Source organism: Curtobacterium sp. RM9 (assembly GCF_054956955.1).
In genome coordinates this window covers 1,432,421-1,453,098 of sequence record NZ_CM143271.1, presented here as the reverse complement: position 1 = coordinate 1,453,098, position 20,678 = coordinate 1,432,421, and the positions used below count along the sequence as shown (strand labels likewise).

At 71.3% G+C, this 20,678-nt stretch carries 20 protein-coding genes and 2 tRNA genes; 6 read left to right on the top strand and 16 right to left on the bottom strand.

Annotated features, from left to right (window positions below; genetic code table 11):
• The 5 genes from ACY3FI_RS06825 to ACY3FI_RS06805 all read left to right on the top strand — a co-directional run bounded on the left by ACY3FI_RS06825 (nucleotide 1) and on the right by ACY3FI_RS06805 (nucleotide 5,044).
• The gene (locus ACY3FI_RS06825; RefSeq protein ID WP_462550030.1) at nucleotides 1-1,227 is read left to right on the top strand and encodes a PucR family transcriptional regulator; all 1,227 of its coding nucleotides are present in this window, start codon (nucleotides 1-3) and stop codon (nucleotides 1,225-1,227) included.
• 121 nt (nucleotides 1,228-1,348) lie between these two features.
• Nucleotides 1,349-2,302 (top strand): ACP S-malonyltransferase, encoded by a 954-nt coding sequence (locus tag ACY3FI_RS06820; RefSeq protein WP_462550029.1) that lies wholly within the window; start codon nucleotides 1,349-1,351, stop codon nucleotides 2,300-2,302.
• On the top strand, nucleotides 2,299-3,354 hold the full coding sequence (locus tag ACY3FI_RS06815; RefSeq protein WP_462550028.1) for a beta-ketoacyl-ACP synthase III: 1,056 nt from the start codon (nucleotides 2,299-2,301) through the stop codon (nucleotides 3,352-3,354). Before ACY3FI_RS06820 ends, ACY3FI_RS06815 begins: the two co-directional genes overlap by 4 nt.
• A gap of 83 nt (nucleotides 3,355-3,437) precedes the next feature.
• Complete coding sequence (locus ACY3FI_RS06810; protein ID WP_022903951.1) at nucleotides 3,438-3,686, top strand: acyl carrier protein; 249 nt, start codon at nucleotides 3,438-3,440, stop codon at nucleotides 3,684-3,686.
• A gap of 113 nt (nucleotides 3,687-3,799) precedes the next feature.
• The gene (locus ACY3FI_RS06805; RefSeq protein ID WP_462550027.1) at nucleotides 3,800-5,044 is read left to right on the top strand and encodes a beta-ketoacyl-[acyl-carrier-protein] synthase family protein; all 1,245 of its coding nucleotides are present in this window, start codon (nucleotides 3,800-3,802) and stop codon (nucleotides 5,042-5,044) included.
• A gap of 444 nt (nucleotides 5,045-5,488) precedes the next feature.
• Here the strand turns inward: ACY3FI_RS06805 and ACY3FI_RS06800 are convergent, their stop codons facing one another.
• The 6 genes from ACY3FI_RS06800 to ACY3FI_RS06775 all read right to left on the bottom strand — a co-directional run bounded on the left by ACY3FI_RS06800 (nucleotide 5,489) and on the right by ACY3FI_RS06775 (nucleotide 10,497).
• Nucleotides 5,489-5,992: a DUF3145 domain-containing protein gene (locus ACY3FI_RS06800; RefSeq protein ID WP_462550322.1), complete on the bottom strand. Its 504-nt coding sequence runs from the start codon at nucleotides 5,990-5,992 to the stop codon at nucleotides 5,489-5,491.
• 141 nt (nucleotides 5,993-6,133) lie between these two features.
• Nucleotides 6,134-6,949 (bottom strand): DUF1684 domain-containing protein, encoded by an 816-nt coding sequence (locus ACY3FI_RS06795; protein WP_462550026.1) that lies wholly within the window; start codon nucleotides 6,947-6,949, stop codon nucleotides 6,134-6,136.
• The gene (locus ACY3FI_RS06790) at nucleotides 6,946-7,980 is read right to left on the bottom strand and encodes an AI-2E family transporter (protein WP_462550025.1); all 1,035 of its coding nucleotides are present in this window, start codon (nucleotides 7,978-7,980) and stop codon (nucleotides 6,946-6,948) included. The genes ACY3FI_RS06795 and ACY3FI_RS06790 overlap by 4 nt, the downstream gene beginning before the upstream one ends.
• A gap of 97 nt (nucleotides 7,981-8,077) precedes the next feature.
• Nucleotides 8,078-8,152: transfer RNA gene (locus tag ACY3FI_RS06785), tRNA-Ile, on the bottom strand.
• A gap of 13 nt (nucleotides 8,153-8,165) precedes the next feature.
• Entirely contained in the window at nucleotides 8,166-9,377 is a 1,212-nt protein-coding gene (locus ACY3FI_RS06780; RefSeq protein ID WP_462550024.1) for a glycosyltransferase, read from the bottom strand.
• A 208-nt stretch (nucleotides 9,378-9,585) separates the two neighbouring features.
• On the bottom strand, nucleotides 9,586-10,497 hold the full coding sequence (locus tag ACY3FI_RS06775; protein WP_462550023.1) for a DMT family transporter: 912 nt from the start codon (nucleotides 10,495-10,497) through the stop codon (nucleotides 9,586-9,588).
• 39 nt (nucleotides 10,498-10,536) lie between these two features.
• Between ACY3FI_RS06775 and def the strand changes: the two genes are divergently transcribed.
• Nucleotides 10,537-11,112 (top strand): peptide deformylase, encoded by a 576-nt coding sequence (gene def, locus ACY3FI_RS06770; protein WP_462550022.1) that lies wholly within the window; start codon nucleotides 10,537-10,539, stop codon nucleotides 11,110-11,112.
• Nucleotides 11,113-11,189: 77 nt separating this feature from the next.
• On the opposite strand, the gene ACY3FI_RS06765 is transcribed toward def, so the two are convergent.
• From ACY3FI_RS06765 to ACY3FI_RS06720, 10 genes are all read right to left on the bottom strand, one after another.
• On the bottom strand, nucleotides 11,190-11,678 hold the full coding sequence (locus ACY3FI_RS06765; protein WP_462550021.1) for a hypothetical protein: 489 nt from the start codon (nucleotides 11,676-11,678) through the stop codon (nucleotides 11,190-11,192).
• Between the two features lie 58 nt (nucleotides 11,679-11,736).
• Complete coding sequence (locus ACY3FI_RS06760; protein ID WP_462550020.1) at nucleotides 11,737-12,093, bottom strand: hypothetical protein; 357 nt, start codon at nucleotides 12,091-12,093, stop codon at nucleotides 11,737-11,739.
• Nucleotides 12,094-12,160: 67 nt separating this feature from the next.
• Nucleotides 12,161-12,325 (bottom strand): hypothetical protein, encoded by a 165-nt coding sequence (locus ACY3FI_RS06755; protein ID WP_462550019.1) that lies wholly within the window; start codon nucleotides 12,323-12,325, stop codon nucleotides 12,161-12,163.
• A 132-nt stretch (nucleotides 12,326-12,457) separates the two neighbouring features.
• Nucleotides 12,458-12,530: transfer RNA gene (locus ACY3FI_RS06750), tRNA-Asn, on the bottom strand.
• Nucleotides 12,531-12,632: 102 nt separating this feature from the next.
• On the bottom strand, nucleotides 12,633-13,649 hold the full coding sequence (locus ACY3FI_RS06745) for a D-isomer specific 2-hydroxyacid dehydrogenase family protein (protein ID WP_462550018.1): 1,017 nt from the start codon (nucleotides 13,647-13,649) through the stop codon (nucleotides 12,633-12,635).
• On the bottom strand, nucleotides 13,646-14,617 hold the full coding sequence (locus ACY3FI_RS06740; protein WP_462550017.1) for an ATP-binding cassette domain-containing protein: 972 nt from the start codon (nucleotides 14,615-14,617) through the stop codon (nucleotides 13,646-13,648). The genes ACY3FI_RS06745 and ACY3FI_RS06740 overlap by 4 nt, the downstream gene beginning before the upstream one ends.
• Before the next feature lie 146 nt (nucleotides 14,618-14,763).
• Entirely contained in the window at nucleotides 14,764-16,434 is a 1,671-nt protein-coding gene (locus ACY3FI_RS06735; RefSeq protein WP_462550015.1) for an ABC transporter ATP-binding protein, read from the bottom strand.
• The gene (locus ACY3FI_RS06730) at nucleotides 16,431-17,426 is read right to left on the bottom strand and encodes an ABC transporter permease (RefSeq protein ID WP_462550014.1); all 996 of its coding nucleotides are present in this window, start codon (nucleotides 17,424-17,426) and stop codon (nucleotides 16,431-16,433) included. Before ACY3FI_RS06730 ends, ACY3FI_RS06735 begins: the two co-directional genes overlap by 4 nt.
• 2 nt (nucleotides 17,427-17,428) lie before the next feature.
• A complete protein-coding gene (locus ACY3FI_RS06725; protein ID WP_462550013.1) occupies nucleotides 17,429-18,526 on the bottom strand; it encodes an ABC transporter permease in 1,098 nt (365 codons plus the stop codon).
• A 71-nt stretch (nucleotides 18,527-18,597) separates the two neighbouring features.
• Nucleotides 18,598-20,214, bottom strand: coding sequence for an ABC transporter substrate-binding protein (locus ACY3FI_RS06720; protein ID WP_462550012.1), 1,617 nt, complete (start codon nucleotides 20,212-20,214; stop codon nucleotides 18,598-18,600).
• Between the last annotated feature and the right edge of the window lie 464 nt (nucleotides 20,215-20,678).

The window sequence follows — 20,678 nt, the reverse complement described above, 5'->3', positions numbered from 1 at the left end:
GTGACGACCGTCCGACCGGACGCCGGGAGCCAGGAGGCTGCGCGGGAACGCGCACTCTCCTGGCTCCGTCAGGTCTCCGGTGAACTCTCCACCGCCACCATCAAGCGGCTCGAGGACACGCTCCCCTGGTACAGCGAGATGCCGCCGGGCCGGCGCTCCGCCGTCGGGCTCGTCGCGCAGGCGGGCATCACCTCGTTCATCTCCTGGCTCGAAGGCACCGCGTCCACCCCGTGGATCGCGGCCGCCGACGTCTTCGGCTCAGCACCGCGGGAACTCCTCCGCTCCGTGAGCCTCCAGCAGACGCTGCAGCTCATCCGGGTGGTCGTCACCGTGGTCGAGGAGCGGGCGAAGGACGACGAGATGCTGCAGGAGGCGATCCTCAAGTACTCGCGGGACATCGCCTTCGCCGCCGCCGACGTCTACGCCCGAGCCGCCGAGGCCCGCGGGCTGTGGGACGCTCGGCTCGAGGCACTGGTCGTCGACTCGATCCTCTCCGGCGAGTACGACGACGAACTGCCCTCGCGCATCGCGGCCCTCGGGTGGCACGGGCACGGCGAGGTCTCCGTCCTGGTCGGCAACGCGCCGAAGCAGCTCGAGGTCGACCAGATCCGCCGGACCGCCCGGCACATGGACGCCGACGTGCTCATCGGCGTGCAGGGCTCCCGGCTCGTGGTCGTCATCGGACGCGCCACCCCGCGCGACGACGTCCCGGAGGGCGAGGAGCCGGTCTCGTTCACGGCGATCGCGCAGGCGCTCGAACCGTCCTTCGGCGAGGGGCACCTGGTCCTCGGCAACGAGGTCCCCGGGGTCGTCGACGCCTCGACCAGCGCGAAGGGCGCCCTCGCCGGGTTCGCCGTCGCACGGGCCTGGCGCGGCGCGCCCCGTCCGGCCCTGGCGGACGACCTGCTGCCGGAGCGGGCCCTCGCCGGCGACCCGCTCGCCCGGTCGGCCCTGGTGCAGCGCATCTACGTACCGCTGAAGGACCAGTCCACCGAGCTGCTCCAGACACTCTGGTGCTACCTCGACACCGGCCGGTCCCTCGAGGCCACGGCGCGTGAGCTCTTCGTGCACCCGAACACCGTGCGGTACCGACTGCGCCGCGTCGCGGACATCATCGGCTGGGACGCCACGCACGCCCGTGACGCCCTCATCGTGCAGTCGGCGCTCATCCTCGGCGCGATGTCCGAGTCGTCGGCCGGGCGTCGCCGTCTGCCGCACCGGCGCTGAGCCAGCTCGTGCCGCCGCGGCTGCGATCCGTCCTGTCCGGTGGGAACCGCACAACGTCCGCGCGACATCTGTGTGGGATGTCCACACGGGTCCGGCGCGGCGTGGCCGGGAGGATTGTCCGGTGATCGTCGTCGTCGCGCCCGGACAGGGCTCCCAGACCCCCGGCTTCCTCGCCCCCTGGCTCGAGGACGCCGCCGTCCGTGACCGCGTCGGTGCGTGGTCCGAGGCGATCGGCGTCGACCTGGTCCGCCACGGCACCGAGTCCGACGCGGACACCATCAAGGACACCGCCCTCGCGCAGCCGCTCATCGTCGCCGCGGGGCTGGTCACCGCGGACGCCCTGCTCGCAGACGGCCGCCGCGCGCTCGTCGGCGGCGTCGCCGGACACTCGGTCGGCGAGTTCACCGCCGCGGGGGTCGCCGGGGTCCTCGAGGCCAGCGACGCCGTGTCCCTCGTCGCCGCCCGCGGCCGTGCGATGGCCGACGCGGCCGCGCTCGAGCCCACGTCGATGGCGGCCGTCCTCGGTGGCGACGCCGACGAGGTCGCCGAGGCGCTCGCCCGGCACGGCCTCGTGCCGGCGAACCACAACGGCGGCGGCCAGACCGTCGTCGCCGGGCCGGCCGACGGCATCGCCGCCCTCGCGGCCGAACCGCCCGCGAAGGCCCGGGTCGTCCCGCTCGCGGTGGCCGGCGCGTTCCACACCCGCTTCATGGCACCCGCGGTCGAGCGCGTCGCCCCCGCGGCCGCCGCGGTCGCCACGCAGGACCCGACCCTGCCGCTCTGGACGAACGCCGACGGCTCCCGCGTCGAGGACGGACGTCGCTTCGTCGACCTCATGGTGCAGCAGATCGCGAACCCCGTGCACTGGGACGCCGTGATGGAGTCGTTCGCGGCCGCCGGTGTCACGGGCATCATCGAGCTCGCGCCCGCCGGCGCCCTCGTCGGCCTCGCCAAGCGCGGCCTGCGCGGGACGCCGACCGTCGCCATCAAGACCCCCGAGGACCTGCCCGCCGCGATCGAGCTCCTGGAGCGCGACCGCGAGACCGCAGGCCAGGAAGCAGACGCAACCGCATGACCGACAGCACCACCCCGACCACCGCAGCCGACGAGGCGGCAGCGCCCCGCGCCTCCCGTCCGCTGCTGCAGCAGCGTCGCGGCCACGAGTTCACCCGCATCCTCGCCTTCGGCGCGGCACGCGGCGAGAACGTCGTCCCGAACGACGACCTGGTCGGCCCGATCGACTCGTCCGACGAGTGGATCCGGCAGCGCACCGGCATCGTGACCCGCAAGCGGGCCGGCGCCGACGTCGAGGCGGTCGACCTCGCCGAGGCCGCCGCGCGCGAGGCCATCGAGAAGGCCGGCATCGAGCCGTCACAGATCGGCGTCGTGCTCGTCAGCACCGTGACGCACACCGTGGCGACGCCCTCGATGGCGTCCCTGCTCGCCGAGCGCATCGGGGCGACCCCGGCGGCCGCCTACGACATCAGCGCCGCGTGCGCCGGGTACGCCTACGGCATCGCGCAGGCGGACTCGTTCATCAAGTCCGGCCTGGCCGACCACGTGCTCGTCGTCGGTGCCGAGAAGCTCAGCGACGTCGTCGACCCGACCGACCGGTCCATCTCGTTCCTGCTCGGCGACGGCGCCGGTGCCGCGGTCATCGGGCCGAGCGACCATCCGGGCATCGGCCCGTCGATCTGGGGCTCGGACGGCTCGAAGTGGGACGCGATCGGCATGACCGCGACCTACAACGAGTGGGCCGCCGGCGCACCCCGCCCGACGATGCGGCAGGCCGGTCAGACGGTGTTCCGCTGGGCGGTGTGGGAGATGGTCAAGGTCGCGCGCCAGGCCCTCGAGGCCGCCGGCGTCCAGCCGGGCGACCTCGCCGCGTTCGTGCCGCACCAGGCGAACATCCGCATCATCGACGAGTTCGCCAAGCAGCTCGGCCTCCCCGAGTCCGTCGTGATCGCCCGCGACATCACGACGACCGGCAACACCTCCGCCGCGAGCATCCCGCTCGCCACGCACCGGCTGCTCGACGAGCACCCGGAGCTGTCCGGCGGCCTCGCGCTGCAGATCGGCTTCGGAGCCGGTCTCGTGTTCGGCGCGCAGGTCGTCGTCCTCCCCTAGTCCCCGCGCCTGACGGGCACGGGTACGGCCCGTGCCCTAGGCTGGTCCACGGTCACACGACACCCCCCTCAAGGAGAACACTCATGGCCCTGTCCAACGAAGAAGTCCTCGCCGGCCTGGCCGAGCTGATCAACGACGAGACCGGCATCGCGACCGACACCGTCGCCGCCGACAAGTCGTTCACCGACGACCTCGACATCGACTCGATCTCGATGATGACCATCGTCGTGAACGCCGAGGAGAAGTTCGACGTGAAGATCCCGGACGAAGAGGTCAAGAACCTCAAGACCGTGGGCGACGCCGTCGACTACATCGTCAAGGCCCAGGCCTGACGCGAGCTTCCTGAGCGCCGCGGCCGCGGTCACACCGCGGTCCGCGGCGCTCGTCTCGTTCACCGCAGCGGCGACCGTCCCGCTGGCTCGTCCACACGAAAGAACCGTCGTCCATGACCAAGAAGACCGTCGTCGTCACCGGGATCGGTGCGATCACACCCCTCGCCGCGACCGCCCCGGAGACGTGGGCCGCGCTGCTCGCCGGCGAGTCCGGCATCACCCGCATCGAGGACGAGCGCTACTCGTCGCTCGAGATCCCCGTCGAGTTCGCGGGCCAGGCGCGCCGCTTCCTCACCGACCAGCTCACCCGTCCCGAGTCGAAGCGCCTCGACCCGTCGTCGCAGCTCTCGCTCGTCGCCGCGCGTGAAGCATGGGCCGACGCCGGGATCGACCCCGAGACCGTCGTCCCCGAGCGCCTCATCGTCGACTGGGCGACCGGCATCGGCGGCGTCAACACGCTGCTCGACGCCTGGGACACCCTGCGCGAGAAGGGTCCGCGTCGCGTCCTGCCGATGACGGTCCCGATGCTCATGGCGAACGGTCCCGCCGCCGCCATCGAGATGGAGTTCGGCGCCCGCGGCGGTGCCCGCACCTACCTCTCCGCCTGTGCCTCCTCGACCGAGTCCCTCGCCGAGGCCTACCGGCACATCGCGGACGGCGACGCCGACATCGTCATCACCGGTGGTGCTGAAGCCGCGCTGCACCCGCTGCCGCTCGCCGCGTTCGCCGCGATGCAGGCCCTGTCGCGTCGCAACGACTCCCCCGAGACCGCCTCGCGTCCGTACGACGTGACGCGCGATGGCTTCGTGCTCGGTGACGGCGCCGCGGCGCTCATCCTCGAGACGAAGGAGCACGCCGAGGCCCGCGGTGCGAAGATCTACGCCGAGGTAGCAGGTGCCGGCATCACCTCGGACGCCTTCCACATCACCGCGCCGGATCCCGAGGGCAGCGCCGCCGCCCGCGCCGTCATCACCGCGCTCGAGCACGCCGGTGCCTCGCGTGAGGACGTCGTGCACGTCAACGCGCACGCCACCTCCACCCCGGTGGGCGACGTCGCCGAGTACCACGCGATGCGTCGTGTGTTCGGGGACCACCTCGACAACGTGGTCGTCTCGGCGACCAAGGCGTCGACCGGTCACCTGCTCGGCGGCGCCGGTGCGATCGAGGCCGCGTTCACGGTGCTGGCCCTGCACGAGCGCGTCGCCCCGCCGACGATCAACCTCACCCAGCAGGACCCGGAGATCGTGATGGACGTCGCGACCTCGCCGCGCGAGCTGCCCGCGGGCGACCTGCTCGCGGTGAGCAACTCGTTCGGCTTCGGTGGGCACAACGCCGTGGTGGCGTTCCGCACCGCCTGATCCGGCTGGACCAACTGTCGGCTGCGCCGGCCTGGAGGCCCGTCCTGCGTCCGCAAGGCGGGCCTCCGTCGTGCCCGGTCGCGGCGCGGTGCGGTGCGGTGCGTCGCGAGGGGTCGAGCGCGCATGACATGCCGCTCGCGTTCGTCGCGCGGGCAGAAGTCGTCGAACGGCGACGTCGAGCGTGACTTATCTTGCACGCGGGCCGCACGACGCCGGGAGTGTCGGGGCCGGCCGACTCCGTCGAAGCGCCGCGATCGCCGGACTCCGAGTGTGCACGACATGCCGCTCGCGTTCGCCGTACGGGCAGCATTCGTCGACCGGCGACGTCGAGCGTGACAGATCTTGCACGCTCGGAGGCGGAGGCGGAGGGGGCGGCACCGGAGACGACGAACGCCGCCCGGGCGGGCGGCGTTCGTTGGATCGGAGGGGTCCGGCGGGCTGGGGTCAGCCGACGCGGTGGAGCCAGACGACGGGATTGCCCTCGGCGGCGTGCCGGAAGGGCTCGAGTTCGTCGTCCCAGGCCTGCCCGAGCGCCAGCCGGAGCTCCCGGTGCAGTTCGAGCGCGTTGCTGCCCGCGACCTCCATGGCGTAGCGCACGCGGTCCTCGGGCACGACCATGTTGCCCGTGACGTCGGTCTGCGCGTAGAACACGCCGAGGTCTGGCGTGTGCATCCAGCGCCCACCGTCGGAGGCCGAGGTCGGCTCCTCGGTGACCTCGTAGCGGAGGTGCTCCCAGCCACGCAGGGCAGAGGCGATCGCCGCGCCGGTCCCGACGGACCCCGTCCAGGTGAACTCGGTCCGGCGCGCGCCGTCCTGCGCGGGCTGATCGAGCCACGAGAAGTTCACGGCACGGTTCATGGCGCCACCTGCTGCCCACTCGATGTGTGGGCAGAGCGCGCGTGGGGCGGAGTGCACGTAGAGCACCCCGGTGGTCGTTCCGGTCACGATTCCTCCGATTCGTCAGGTGCGACTTCCCCATCGACCTGATCCGGAGGCTGCGGATCGGAACCATCGATATGCGATTGTGATGTCCAGCGGACACGCCCATTATGCAGCCTGGGCGCTGGGAACGCCAGGCACCTGAGCAGATCAGTGCAGGACGTGCCCGTCGGCGTCCACCGGGTGTCGCTCCCCCGCCTCGATCCGCATCGTGACGCGGTTCTCCGCGGGTGGGATCGGGCAGGCGTAGAGGTACGAGAACGCGCACGGCGGCAGGACGAGCAGGTTCCAGTCGAGTTCGACGTCCGCCGCGGCGCCGGGGTCGTCGAGGTACAGGAAGCGTCCCATCGAGTAGCTGCTGCCGGGGTCGTCCTCGGGGAGCGCGCTCGTGCCGTCCTGCACGATCAGCTGCAGTCGCGCGGTCCCCCGGAAGGGCGCGGACCGCACGACGACGAACCGGACGTCGGTGCTGCCGAAGGCCGTCCGGATGTGCCCGGCGACCGGGAGCGGATCGCCGGCGGCGTCGACGACGCTGCCCCGTTCCTCCAGACCGTCGACGGGTTCGTACCTGCCGGTCGTGACCCACGCGTCGGAGTCCGCGAAGCGGTCGATGCGCGCGAAGCGGGCGACGCCGTCGGCTGCGGGGTCCCAGACGCGGAGGGACCCGCGCGAGACGGTGCCGCCCCGGCCGTCCGGGAAGGCGACGGTGGACGGGACGACGGCCTCGTCGCCGGCGACCAGGACCGTGCCGTCCGCCGGCACGCCGTCGACGACCACGCCGTCCGCCGCGACCGCGGTGACCGTCAGCCCGCCGGGAGCCGGGGCCCACGTGCCCGGCGCCGGCCAGACCTGCTGCGGCTGCTCCACCCGCTCGGTGTTGACGAGCGCGAGGGGGCCGCGCGCGCTCCGTGCCCAACGGTCCCGCTCGACCGCGTGCGCCGCACGGTCCGTCCGGGCGTCGGTCACGTCTGCTCCTGGCGGGGGTAGATGACCTTCTGCACGATGATGATCACCGACGCGGCGACCGGCAGGGCGACGAGCGCGCCGAGCACACCGCCGATGGTGCCGCCCGCGACCGCCGCGATGACGACGAGCGCGCCGGGGACCTGGACCGCGCGGGACATGATCCGGGGCGAGATGACGTAGGCCTCGACCTGCATGTACACGAGGTAGTAGATCGCGGCGGCGAGTGCCGTCGCGGGCGAGGCGAAGAAGCAGAGCAGCGAGATGACGATCGCCGCGGCGAGGGTGCCGACGAGTGGGATGAGCGACCCGATGAACGCGAACGACGCCAGGAGCACGGGCAGCGGGGCGCCGATGATGAGCAGGAAGAAGAAGCTCAGGATGCCGTTGATGAGGGCCTGGGAGATCTGCCCGACGACGTAGCGACCGACGGCCTGGGTGATCTGCTCGCTGACGTCGATGAAGTTGCTGCGGCGGGAGGCAGGCACGAACCGGTAGGTCATCGACTTCATCCCGCGCATCGACGCGAGGAAGTACAGCATGAGGATGATCACGATGACGGCACCGGTCAGCCCGGAAAGGATCCCGCTGCCGACGGCGAGGATCCCGCCACCCAGGCTGAGCAGGTTGCCCGGGTTCTCGACGAACGACTGCACGGACTGCAGCGCGTGGTCGATGTCGAACGACCCGGAGAACTGCTCGGAGAGGTCCTGCACCCACTGCTGCCGGGACAGGTCCTGCACGATGTCCGGGAAGTTCTGGATGAGGTTCGTCGCCTGCTGCACCAGGATCGGGACCACCGCGAACACGACGCCCGCGAAGGCCGCCAGCACACCGACGACGACCGCGGTGATGGCGGTCCACCGCGGGATGTACCGCTCGAGGAACGACACGAGCGGGTCGATGCCGAGCGCGAGGAACAGCGCCACCCCGATGTAGACCAGGACGGTGCTGAGCTGCTGGACGACGGAGCCGGCGACGAGCGCGACGAGCACGCCGATGGCACCCATGAACCCGATGCGGAACGCGTTCACGCGCACACCGGTGCCCCCACGGGTCACCTCGAACGTCACGTTCGGGGTCGGGGCGTGGTCGTCGGGTGGGACTTCGCGCTTCCTTGGCAAATGCACGTAGGGCGGGCGGGACTTGAACCCGCGGATCGTTCGGTTATGAGCCGACTGCCTTGACCAGCTTGGCTACCGCCCCTCGCAGGAGACCCTCAGGCCACCCGCTCCCCACGATACAGCGACTCGAACGTGGCGAGCGTGCGGTTGATGTCGTGGGCCTCGATCATGGCCAACGACCGCTCCCGCATGGCGACGTAGTCCGCATCGGAAGCCGTCAACACCGCGGTGAGCTTCGCCGCGAGGTCGTGCTCGTCCCCCGGGGTGAACAGGTAGCCGTTGCCGTCGATCAGGTGCGGCAGCGCCATCGAGTCCGCCGCGACGACCGGCAGCCCGGACGCCATGCCTTCGAGCGACGAGATGCTCTGCAGTTCGGCCGTCGACGGCATCGCGAACACCGTGGCGTTCGTGAGGGCCTGACGCTTGGCTTCGTCGGACACGAACCCGAGGAAACGGACCCGGTCGGCGAGGCCGAGCTCCTTCGCCAGCGCGGTGAGCTTGGGGATCATCTCCCCGTCACCGACGATGGTCAGGGTGGTCTCGAGCTCGGCGGGCATGATCGCCAGGGCCCGGACGAGCACGTCGAGGTTCTTCTCCGGAGCGACCCGGCCGACGAAGACCACGTCGTTGTTCGCCGGGCGACCCGCACGGGCGAGGTACCGAGCGGCGTCGATGCCGCACGAGATCGCCAGCACCGGCTGCCCGGCGATCGCGCGACGCAGGTAGTCGGCGGCGAGGTTCGTCGGCGTCGTGATCGCGTCGGCCTGCCGGTAGGTCTTCGCGGCGTCGTTCCACGCGATCTTCAGCGCGATGGGCAGCGTCCACTTGCCGAACGGCGTGTACTCGAGCAGGTTCTCGGGCATGAAGTGGTTGGTCGCGATCACCCGGATCCCGCGGGCCTTCGCCTCGTGCACGATCCCGCGTCCCACCACGACGTGGGACTGGATGTGCAGGACGTCGGGCCGCACCGCATCGAGGATGGGGGCGGTCCACTTCCGCACGCTCCACGGCCACACGAAGCGCAGCCACGGGTGCAGGGGCCACTTGTACGACTTCAGCCGGTGCACCACGAGGGTCACACCGCGGTGCTCCTCGTCGAACGTGCCGTGGTGGCTGCTCGATGCGGGGGCGACGACGTGGACCTCGTGTCCGCGCTCGGCGAGCCCGACGGCGAGCTGCTCGGCGAAGGTGGCCGCGCCGTTCACGTCCGGCGGGAAGGTGTCGGCGGCGATGAGGACGCGCAGCGGTCGGTGACCGCCCGTCGCACCCGTCGGCTCGGCGGTGGCGGTGGTGGCGTCATCTGACACGGCGGTCGTCGTCCTCTCGTGAGCGGATGTCGGTCGGTCATCGACGGTACCGCACGGCCTCCGGCGGGCGCGTCCGCCTCGCGGTGGACCCGGCGTGCACCCACGGGGTCGGCCGGAGCGGTCACAGCGTGCGCCACCGACACAGTGCTGACGCCGGGCCGCAGCCGCCGCGCCACGGCCTCCCGTCAGCCGCGCCGCGGGCGTCCCGTCAGCCGCGCCCCTCCGGGTGGTGCTTCGCGAGCAGGAACACGCCGGTGATGGCGATCGCCGCCGCCACGACGAACCCGGCCACCGCGCCCCACGGCGCCCCGTCCGCCTCGCCGAGCACGATGACGCCGATCCCGACCGCCACGATCGGGTCGATCACGGTCAGTCCGGCGATGACGAGGTCCGCCGAACCGCTCGAGTAGGCGTTCTGCACGAAGTACCCGCCGAGCGCGGCAGCCACGACGACGCCGACGATCGCGACGGCGGTCAGGACGTCGAACGTGCCGTGGGTGAAGCGATTGAGCACGACCTTCGCCAGCGTCGCGACGAAGCCGTAGAGGACGCCGGCGCCCACGATGTAGTAGAGCGCGCTGGCCCGCTTGGCGGCGTACCGGAACGAGACCAGCACGAGGGCGAGCACGACCGCCAGGATGACCAGGATCGTGATGAGCTGTGGGTGCGTGATGGCGCTCTCGCGGCCGACGAACGCCGCGATGGCGACGAAGATCCCGACGCCGATGATGCACGTCCACACCGCCCGTCGTGCCTGCCGCCCGAGCGGGACGCCGGACGAGCGCGACGAGAACCACGTCGTGATGACGAGGGCGACGGCCCCGAGCGGCTGCACGACGATGAGCGGCGCGTTCGTGATGCTGATGAGCTGCAGCACGACGGCGAGTCCGAGCATGAGCGTGCCGAGCACCCACCATCCGCTGCCGAGCAGCCCGAGCACGTGCCGGACGCTGAGGCCCTTCGACTGCCGTCCGAGCCGGGCCTCGACCCGCTGGACGCCACGGCTCTGGAACTGCGCGCCGAGCGACAGGAACACGGCGCCGATGAGTGCGACCGGGATCATGAGCGCCTGGAACGGGGTGAGGTTCACCGCGTCGGGCAACTGCAGGTCCGTCGTCACGCGTCGAGGCTACCGGTCCCCGCCGGATAACCTGGGTGAATGGCCGTTCTCCCGATCCGCATCACCGGCGAACCCGTCCTGCACGAGCGTGCGGCCGAGGTCACCGAGTTCGACGACGACCTCCGCTCCCTGGTGGCGGACATGTACGAGACGATGGACCTCGCGCCCGGGGTCGGGCTCGCGGGCCCGCAGGTCGGCGTCGGCAAGCGGCTCTTCGTCTACTCATGGACCGATGATGACGACGTCCTGCACCGTGGTGTCGCGGTGAACCCCGTCCTGTGGACGACTCCCCCGGTCCCCGAGTCCGTGGAGGAGCTCGACGAGGACGAGGAGTCCGAGGGCTGCCTCTCGGTTCCGGGCGAGCGCTTCCCGCTCCGTCGCGCCGAGGGTGTCCTGCTCCGCGCGGTCGACGAGCACGGCGAGCCGTTCGAGGTCGAGGCGCACGGCTGGCTGGCCCGGGTGTTCCAGCACGAGTACGACCACCTCGACGGCTACCTCTACGCCGATCGTCTCGTCCACCCGTACGCCAAGCAGGTGGCGAAGGCGATCCGGAAGAACAGCTGGGGCGGCCCCGGGCAGTCGTGGCTGCCCGGTCGCGACCACCCCGAGGGCTGACCCGCACCGACGGCGCGAGCACGGCGCGAGACCCCCGACGCCACGGTGACGACCCGACGCCGACCTGGAGGCGCGCCTCACCCCCGCCAGGCGTCGATCGCCTCGCGCAGGTGGCCGGTCTCGGGATGCCCGGGGCAGTACCGCAGCAGGCCCTCGCCCCGGTGCGCCGCGGCCGCGGAGTCGACTGCGTCGACCCACGGTCCGGTCCCCCGGAGCGCACACGTCGCGGCCAGCTGCTCGAGCGTCGCGTCACCCTCGGCCGCGGCCACCGCGGACCGCTGCTGCGAGGACATCTCGGTGCCGGTGATCCGCTCGGCCGAGCAGTCCGTCCGCTCGTCGTCCCACACCGCCGAGTAGGTCGTGTAGGTCTCCGTCCGGTCGGAGACACCCCCGCGGCAGACGAACGCGAAGACGACGGGCGAGGTGCCGGACGCCTCGGCGGTGACGCCCGCGACGTCGTCCGAGCGTTCCTCGGGCTCGGCGCCCTGGTCCGTCGTGCACCCGGCGAGCACCGCGCAGACCACGACGCCGAGCCCTGCGGCGAGTGCTCGGCGTGCGGTGGTCACCTGAGAACGCTAACAGCCGACCGCGCCGCGCGGCTGTGAGCAGCCGGGAACGGCTGCCTCAGTGCGGCTGCGGCGGGTCCGTCCGGAGTCGCTTGGCTGCGGGGTCGTCCGAGTGCGAGGACGCCGGGTCGACGAACCGCGCGCCGCCGACGGCCTCGGTGCGGCGGCGGAGTTCGTTCACGAGGGCGTCGTCCTCGGGCTCGAGCTCGTCCTCCGGAGCCGGCTCGCTCATGACCTGCGACGCCGGTCCGAGGAGCACCTCGGCGGTGACCCCGAAACCGTGCTCGTCGGCCGTCGGGATCTCGACGATGTCCGTCGTCCCGTTCTCCCCGAGCGCGGCGGCGTAGTCCAGGACCGCTTCGGCGATCGCGTCGCCGGTCATGACCCGGTGGTCTCCGTAGATGACGTACTTCATGCATCCACCGAACACGTCGCGCCGCACCGGCGTCCAGCCCGGACCGCGCATCGGGGTACGGCGCCGGTCATGCGCGGACCGACGACCCCGGCTGCTCCGGGAAGCAGTCCGCCCAGGACGACTCCTCGAACGACTCGAACTGGCCCCGCTTCGCCCGCAGCCGGAGCGATCGCAGGGTCCGGACCTGAACCGGCGCGACGCCGGGCTGTCCCTGGTAGGTCGACTCTGCCATGACTGATCCTCTCGATTCCCCTGAGACCAGTCTGTCGAGACCGCGGCAGCGCGGGCGGTGATGACGGTTCTCGGACAGGAGCAGGCGTCGTACAACGCAGAAGGCCCCCACCCGGAGGGTGAGGGCCTGACGCTCCCCGAGTTGGACTCGAACCAACAACCTGCCGGTTAACAGCCGGCTGCTCTGCCAATTGAGCTATCGAGGATCACTGCTCAGCACTTGGCATCGTCTGAACAACGGGTAACAGCATAGCAGCACCTGTCCCCGACACCGCGCATCGGCTGCACATCCCGGGCGTGCCGCGGGTTCAGTAGCCCGCGGCCGGGTCCACGACGCCGACGAATCCCTCGCCGGCTCCCCCGAGGAACGCCGCCGTGTTGGCACGCACCCGCTCGGCGAGCAGCGGCGCGACCATGTCCGGTGTGTCCGCCTGGTGCGGGGTGATCACGACGCCAGGGGTCTCCCACAGCGGGTGCCCGTCCGGGAGCGGTTCGGGGTCGGTGACGTCGAGCCCCGCGCCCGCGATCGCGCCCGAGCGCAGCGCCTCGACGAGGGCGTCGGTGTCGACGAGTCCGCCGCGGGCGATGTTGACGACCCGGGCGGACGGCTTCATGCGCCCGAACTGCTCGGCGCCGAGGAGCTTCGCGGTGCCCGAGGTCATGGCCGCGGCGATCATCACCACGTCGGCGTCCGGCAGCACGGCGTCGAGCTGGTCGGTGGTGACCGTCCGGTCGGCACCCGGTACCGGGTCGGACGAGCGGCGCACCACCGTGACCGACACCTCGAACGGCGCGAGGAGCCGGAGGTACTCGAGTGCGATCCCGCCGGCGCCGATCACGACGACGTTCCGCCCGTAGAGCGAGACACCCTCGGGCTCGGTCGCCCACGTGGTCGCACGGGAGCGCTTCGGCAGCACGCGGAGGGTCGCGAGCGTCAGGGCGAGGGCGTGCTCGGCGACGGGCTCCGCGTAGGCCCCCTTCGCCGAGGTGAAGAGGACGCCGTCGCCGTGCTCCTCGATGAGGTGCGCGAACGCGTCGACGCCGGCGAACGGCAGCTGCACCCAGCCCACTCCGGGAGCGCGGTCGAGCGCCGCCGCGAGGCCGTCGGGGTCACGGGCGTCGAGCCAGACGATCCCCCGGGTGTCGTCGCCGAGCGGACCGACCGTCCCGCCCGCGTCCGTCACCGCTGCGACGTGCAGGTCGGCCTCGGAGGGCAGGACCGCGACGGGGCCGGCGGCAGGTGGTGCGACGGGCAGCGGTGCGCCCGCATCGGTCACGACCGCTCGGTGCCCACGGGCACCGGCCGGCGCGTCGACCGCACTCACGCCTGCTCCTGCCGTTCCGCACGGAGCGCGGAGCCGGTGGCGACGGCCCCGGCACCCACGGCGGCGGGACCGACGGGGCGACGCGGCGCCGACGAGCGCCGCGGCCCGCCAGCTGCTGCGGTCGTGCTCGGTCGGCGCTTGACCGGGCGGGCGGCGGTCGCCGCGAGGGTCTTCACGTACGGGTCGACCGGGTTGTCGAGCACCTCGTCGAAGGTGCCGAGGCCGACGAGTCGCCCGTCGGCCATCACGGCGACGCGGTCGGCGAGCGCGCGCGCCTCGCGGAGGTCACTGGACACGACCACAGCCGAGAAGTGGCGGTTCCGCTGCAGGGTCGCGAGCGCCTCGAGCACGGACTGCCGCACGAGGACGTCGACACCGCGGGCCGGTTCGTCCGCGACGAGGAGCTGCGGTTCGAGGACGAGCGCCCGGGCGAGGGCGACACGCTGCCGCTGCCCGCTCGACAGCTCCCACGTGTTGAGCCGCATCGACCCGAGCGGCAGGTGCACGGCGTCGAGGAGCCGCGCCACGATGAGCCCGGCCTCCTTGCGGTCGAACCGACGGTCACGTGCGTAGATCGGTTCGGCGACGGCCTCGCCGACGGTCAGGTCGGGGCTGAGCCGGTCCGCGCCGTCCTGCGGCAGGTACCCGATGCGACCGCTCAGGCGCTCCAGCTTGCGCGAGGTCGCGCGGAGGCCGCGGGTCTTCTGGCCGAGCACGGTCAGCTCACCGCCGACGATGTGCCGACGGTGGGCCCCGTCGCCCTCGCCGGTCGCGCCGAGCTGCCCGGCGAGGGCCGCGGCGAACGTCGACTTGCCCGAGCCGGACTCGCCGAGCACCGCGAGGATCTCCCCCTGCCGGACCGTCAGGCTGACGCCGTCCACGGCGCGGATCGCGTCCGTCCCGCGTCCCGCTCGGTACTCGATCGACACGTCGTCCGCGACGACCGCCGGACCGTTGACCGCGATCATGGGTCCCCTTCCACGTCGCCCCCTGGCGACGGTGTACGACGGACCGCGACCAGCGGGACCGTCGTGCGTACTGCGGTGGAGCGACGGCCTGGAGGCGCGACACGCGTCGACGACGCGGGTCGCGCCTCCAGGCCGGTCGCGCTGGGTCAGGACCCGGCGCGCTCCAGTTCCACCAGCGTACGCCGTCGCTCTGCCTGCTCCGCCGGGTCCGGGACCGGCAGGGAGGCCAGCAGGCGCTGCGTGTAGGGGTGCTGCGGTGCCCCGAGGACCTCGGCGGTCGTGCCCGTCTCGACCAGGTCGCCGCGGTACAGCACGGCGATCCGGTCGGAGAGGGCGCCCACGACGGCGAGGTCGTGACTGATGAACAGCGAGGCGAACCCGAGGTCCTGCTGCAGCTCGAGGAACAGCTCGAGCACGCGCGCCTGCACCGACACGTCGAGCGCGCTCGTCGGCTCGTCCGCGATGAGCAGCTTCGGCCGGAGCGCGATCGACCGGGCGAGCGAGGCGCGCTGCCGCTGCCCGCCGGAGAGCTCGTGCGGGTACCGGTCGCCGTACGCCGCGGGCAGCTGTACCATCTCGAGCAGTTCTCCGACGCGCTGCCGCGCGGCGCGCGGGCTGCGGACCTCGCCGTGCACGACGAGCGGCTCGGCGACGCACTCGGCGATCGTGAGCAGCGGGTTGAACGAGGTCGCCGGGTCCTGGAAGACGAACCCGATGTCCTTCCGGTGGCGCTTGAAGTCCCGCTCGCGGTAGCCGAGCATCTCCGTGCCGAGCACGCTGAGCGAACCGCCGGTGATCCGCGTGAGTCCGGCGATCGCCCGGCCGATGGTGGTCTTGCCCGAACCGGACTCCCCTACCAGGCCGAGGACCTCGCCGGGACGGATGTCGAGGTCGACGCCCTTGACCGCCTTGAACGCGTGTGCGCCGAGCCGTCCGGGGTACTCGATCTCGAGGCCCTTCGCGCTGACGAGCGGCGCGACGTCCGTGCTGATCGCGGCGCGCCGGGCAGTGCCCGTCGAGGCCTCGAGCCGGGGCACGGCAGCGAGCAGGCGCTTCGTGTAGTCGGCCTGGGGCGCGGCGAACAGCTGCGCGACCGGGGCCTCTTCGACGACTTCGCCCTGGTACATCACGGCGACACGGTCGGCGAGGTCGGCCACCACACCCATGTTGTGCGTGATGATGACGATCGCCGCACCGAACTCGTCGCGGCACCGCCGGAGCAGGTCGAGGATCTCGGCCTGCACCGTCACGTCGAGGGCCGTGGTCGGCTCGTCGGCGATGATGACGCTCGGCTCGAGCGCGAGGGCGCTCGCGATGACGACGCGCTGCTTCTGCCCGCCGGAGAACTGGTGCGGGTAGTGGTCGACGCGGGTCTCCGGGTCGGGGATGCCGACGCGGCGCAGGTAGTCGATCGCCTTCGCGCGGGCGTCCTTCTTCGAGACGCCGCCGTGGGCGCGGAGCCCCTCGGCGATCTGCCACCCGACGGTGAAGACCGGGTTGAGCGCCGTCGAGGGCTCCTGGAACACCATCGCACCGGCGGTGCCGCGGAGCTCGCGCAGCTTGGCGGACCCGACGCTGATGACGTCCGTGCCGTCGAGGTACACCGCACCGCCGAGGGTCGCGGTCTCGGGCATGAGCCGCAGCATGCTGCGCGCCGTGACCGACTTGCCGGAGCCGGACTCGCCGACGAGGGCGAGGACCTCGCCCGGGCGGACGTCGAGCGAGACGCCCTTGACCGCGTCGACGGCGCCGCCGTCGGTCGCGAAGGTGACGGTCAGGTCGTCGACGACGGCGACCGGCTGGGTTGCGTCGGTCATGCCGTCGCCCCTTCCGTGCTGGCGGCCTGCTTGCGCGACACCAGCTGCTTCAGCCGGCGACGGGCACGCAGACGCGGGTCCGAGATGTCGTTGAGGCTCTCGCCGATGAAGGTCACACCGAGCACGAGCACCACGATCGCGACACCCGGGAAGACGCCGGTCCACCAAACGCCGCTCGCCACGTCGGACAGCGCGCGGCTGAGGTCGTAGCCCCACTCGGCGCCGCTCGTCGGGCCGATGCCGAACCCGAGGAAGCCGAGGCCGGCGAGGGTCAGGATCGCGTCGGAGGCGTTGAGCGTCAGGATGAGCGGCAGGCTCCGGGTGGAGTTCCGGAGCACGTGGCGCGTCATGATGCGCCACGGGTGCGTGCCCATCACGCGGGCGGACTCGACGAAGGCCTCGTTCTTCAGGCGGACGGCCTCGGCGCGGACGACCCGGAAGTACTGCGGGACGTACACGACCGTGATCGAGATGGCCGCAGCGATGATGCCGCCGGCGTAGCTCGAGTTGCCGCCCGAGATGACGATCGACACGACGATGGCGAGCAGCAGCGACGGGAACGCGTAGATCGCGTCCGCGACCACGACGAGGATCCGGTCGAGCCAGCCACCGATGTAGCCGGACAGCATGCCGAGGATCACGCCGACGATGATCGACACGATGACGGCGACGATCACCACGAGCACCGCGGTGCGGGCGCCGAACACGACGCGGCTGAACACGTCGAACCCGCCGACGGTCGTGCCCCAGATGTGCTCGGGGCTCGGTGCCGCGGTGCGCGGGAAGCCCTGGCCGTCGGCGCCCTGCAGCTGGCCGAAGCCGTACGGGGCGATGAGCGGCGCGGCGACCGCGACGATCAGGTACAGGGCGCAGATGACCACGCCCGTGATGAGCATGGCGCGCTGCCAGCCGGTGCTCTTGCGGAGCTGGACGACCACGGGCAGCCGCTTCCACAGCGGCTCGTGGCGGTCGACGAGGGAGGTGTCAGCCATCCTCAGAACCTCACTCTCGGGTCGATGAGGGCCGCGACGACGTCGACGATGAAGTTCGTCACCGCGACGATGACCGCGAGCATCGCGACGATGCCCTGCACCGCGACGAAGTCGCGGGCCGACAGGTACTGGTTGAGCTCGAAACCGAGCCCGCGCCAGCCGAAGGTGGTCTCGGTCAGCACCGAGCCACCCAGCAGCATGGCGATCTGCAGACCCATCACGGTGATGATCGGGACCAGCGCCGGACGGAACGCGTGCGTGCGGACGAGACGGGCCTCACGGACGCCGCGCGAGCGGGCCGCGTCGACGTACTCGGAACCGAGCGAGCCGATCATGTTCGCGCGCACCAGGCGCAGGAAGATGCCGGCGGTGAGGAGCCCGAGCGTCAGCGCGGGCAGGACCGCGTGCTGCAGCACGTCGCCGATGATCTGCCCGTTGCCGGTGCGGAGGGCGTCGATGAGGTAGATCCCCGTCGCGCCCGGGATGTTGTCGAGCACGAGGCTCACCCGCGTCGACGCCCGGTCGCCGAGCGGCAGCACGCCGAGCCAGACGGAGAAGACGAGCTTGAGGAGCAGGCCACCGAAGAAGACCGGCGTCGCGTAGGTGAGGATCGCCAGCGCGCGGAACAGCACGTCCGGCCACTTGTCGCGCATGTAGGCGGCGAGCATGCCGAGCGGGATGCCGAGCAGCAGGGCGACGATGAGCGCGTAGAACACGAGCTCGGCCGTCGCGCCGCCGTACGTGACGATGACCTCGGTGATCGGCCGGTTGTCGGTCGACGTCGTGCCGAAGTCGCCGCGGACGATGTTGCCGAGGTACTCGAGGTACTGCACGAACACGGGCCGGTCGTAGCCGGCGGCGTGCAGGCGTTCCTGGAGCTGGGCGGGCGTGAGACGACCGCCGACCGATGCGGTGATCGGGTTGCCGATCACGCGCATCAGGAAGAAGACGAGCGTCACCAGGATGAACACCGTCGGAAAGATGAGGAGGAACCGGACGAGGATGTACCGGCCGAGTCCGCCACCGCCGCCCCCGGCACGTCGCTGTGCCTGGGGTTTCGTGGGCTCGGACTCGATCGCCTCCGGAGTGGTGAGGGTCACGGGGATGATGCCTTTCGGGACGTGACCAGGGGGCGTTCCTCGTGGGAACGCCCCCTGGTGTCCGGTGGGTGTTACTTGCTGAGCGTGGCGTAGCGGAACTTGTACGAGGAGTCGAGGGTCAGGCCCTTGACGTCCTTCGAGGCGACCGCGACCGACTTGCCCTGGAGCAGCGGCAGCGTGGAGATCTGGGTGGCCTCACGCTCCTGGGCCTGCTCGATCAGGTCGGCGCGCTTGTCCTTGTCGGACTCCTGCTGCTCCTGGGCGATGAGGCCCTGGATCGTCGAGTCGTCGTAGTGGTTCTGCACGAAGTTGTCCTTCGTGAAGAACGGCGACAGGTAGTTGTCGGCGTCGGAGAAGTCCGGGAACCAGCCGAGCTGGTAGACCGGGTAGGCGTCCTTCGTGCGCTCCTGGGCGTAGGTCGTGTAGACCGTCGACTGGATGTTCACGGTGAACAGGCCCGAGTTCTCGAGCTGCGTCTTGAGCTCGGCGTACTCGTCGTCCGACGTCGAACCGTAGTGGTCCGGCGCGTACTGGATGTCGAGCTGGACCTTGCCGCTGACGCCCGCCTTCGACAGCGTCTCCTTCGCCTTGTCCACGTCCGGGCCGCCGTCGCCGTCGCCGTAGAGCTTCTCGAACGGCTTCGCGGCACCCGTCAGGCCGTCCGGCACCATCGAGTAGAGCGGCGAGTACGTGTTGTTGTAGACGTCCTTGGCGATCTTCGAGCGGTCGACCACGTCGGCCACGGCCTCGCGCACCGCGAGGGCCTTCGCCTCGTCGGCGTCGGACTGCTTGGCGCCGAACGGCTGCGTGTTGAAGTTGAAGACCAGGTAGCGGATCTCGCCACCGGGGCCGTCGTACACCTTCACGGAGTCGTCCTTGCGGAGGTCCGAGATGTCGGTCGGCGTGAGCGAGCGGTACGCCACGTCGACGTCGCCCTTCTGCACGGCGAGCTTGAGGTCGGTCTCCTTGGTGTAGTAGCTGGCGGTGACCTCGTCGGTCTTCGCCTTGCCGAGGAGTCCGTCGTAGTTCTTGTTCGCCTTGTACTGGATCGTGTCGTTCTCCTTGTACGAGGTGATCTCGTACTGCCCGGCGAACGCCTTGCCCTTGACGATGTCCGCCGCGGGGGTGAGCTTGTCGGCCGAGAAGACCTGCTCGTCGACGATCGGACCGGCCGGGCTGGAGAGCACCTGCGGCCAGGTCTGGTCGGCGTGGTCGAGGTTGAACACGACCGTGGTGTCGTCCGGCGTGTCGATGCTCTTGAGGTTGGCGAGCAGCGACTGCGGGCCGTTCTCGTTGTTGATCTTGAGCTCACGGTCGAACGAGAACTTCACGTCGCTCGACGTCAGGTCGTGCCCGTTCGCGAACTTCAGCCCGCTCTTGAGCTTCACCGTGTACGTGGTGTCGTTCGTGAACTCACCGCTCTCGGCGATGTCCGGCTTGACGTCCGGGCTGCCGACCGGGGTGTTCATCAGGAAGGGGAACACCTGGTTCTGCACGGCGAACGAGCCGTTGTCGTACGAGCCCGCCGGGTCGAGCGACGTGATCTTGTCGGTCGTCCCGATGCTGATGCCGCTCAGGGCGGTGTCGCTCACGCTGCTGCTCGCGCAGCCGGTGAGCACGAGCGCTGCCGCTGCTGCCCCGGCGCCGAGCGCGATGCCGCGCTTGCCCCACTTGGTCACGGATGCCATGTCCGATGCCTCTCTTGGTGATGGTTCGCAAGGCTCCTCGGCCGGCGGTACTGCGCTGTGAGTCCGGCCGGGAACGCTCATTGCTATCACCCTGTCACGGAACTTCTCGCGTCGAGGGCGAATTGTTTACACCCTTGTAATGCACGAGGGCGCCGCGTGGCGCATGATGCGCGCGTGCTGTGGCGGCGTGTCGCGCAGGATTGTTGCGTGGTGCAACTCGGTGAGGAGTGCTCGGGCCCGGCCCGGTTCGGCTCGCCCCGGCTCGTCGAGCGGGCCGTTTCTGTCACGCGCGGCACGGCCGACCGACGACTTCCGTCCGCGGAACGACACGCGCGCGGCATGTCCTGCTCGTTCGGTGCGGGGCGAGTCGGGCGGACCGCACGCCCGAGTACGGCGAGCCGTACGACCGGAGCGCCGCAGACGGCGCGTCGAGCCACCGGAGCCGGCGCAGCCGCTCCAGCGGA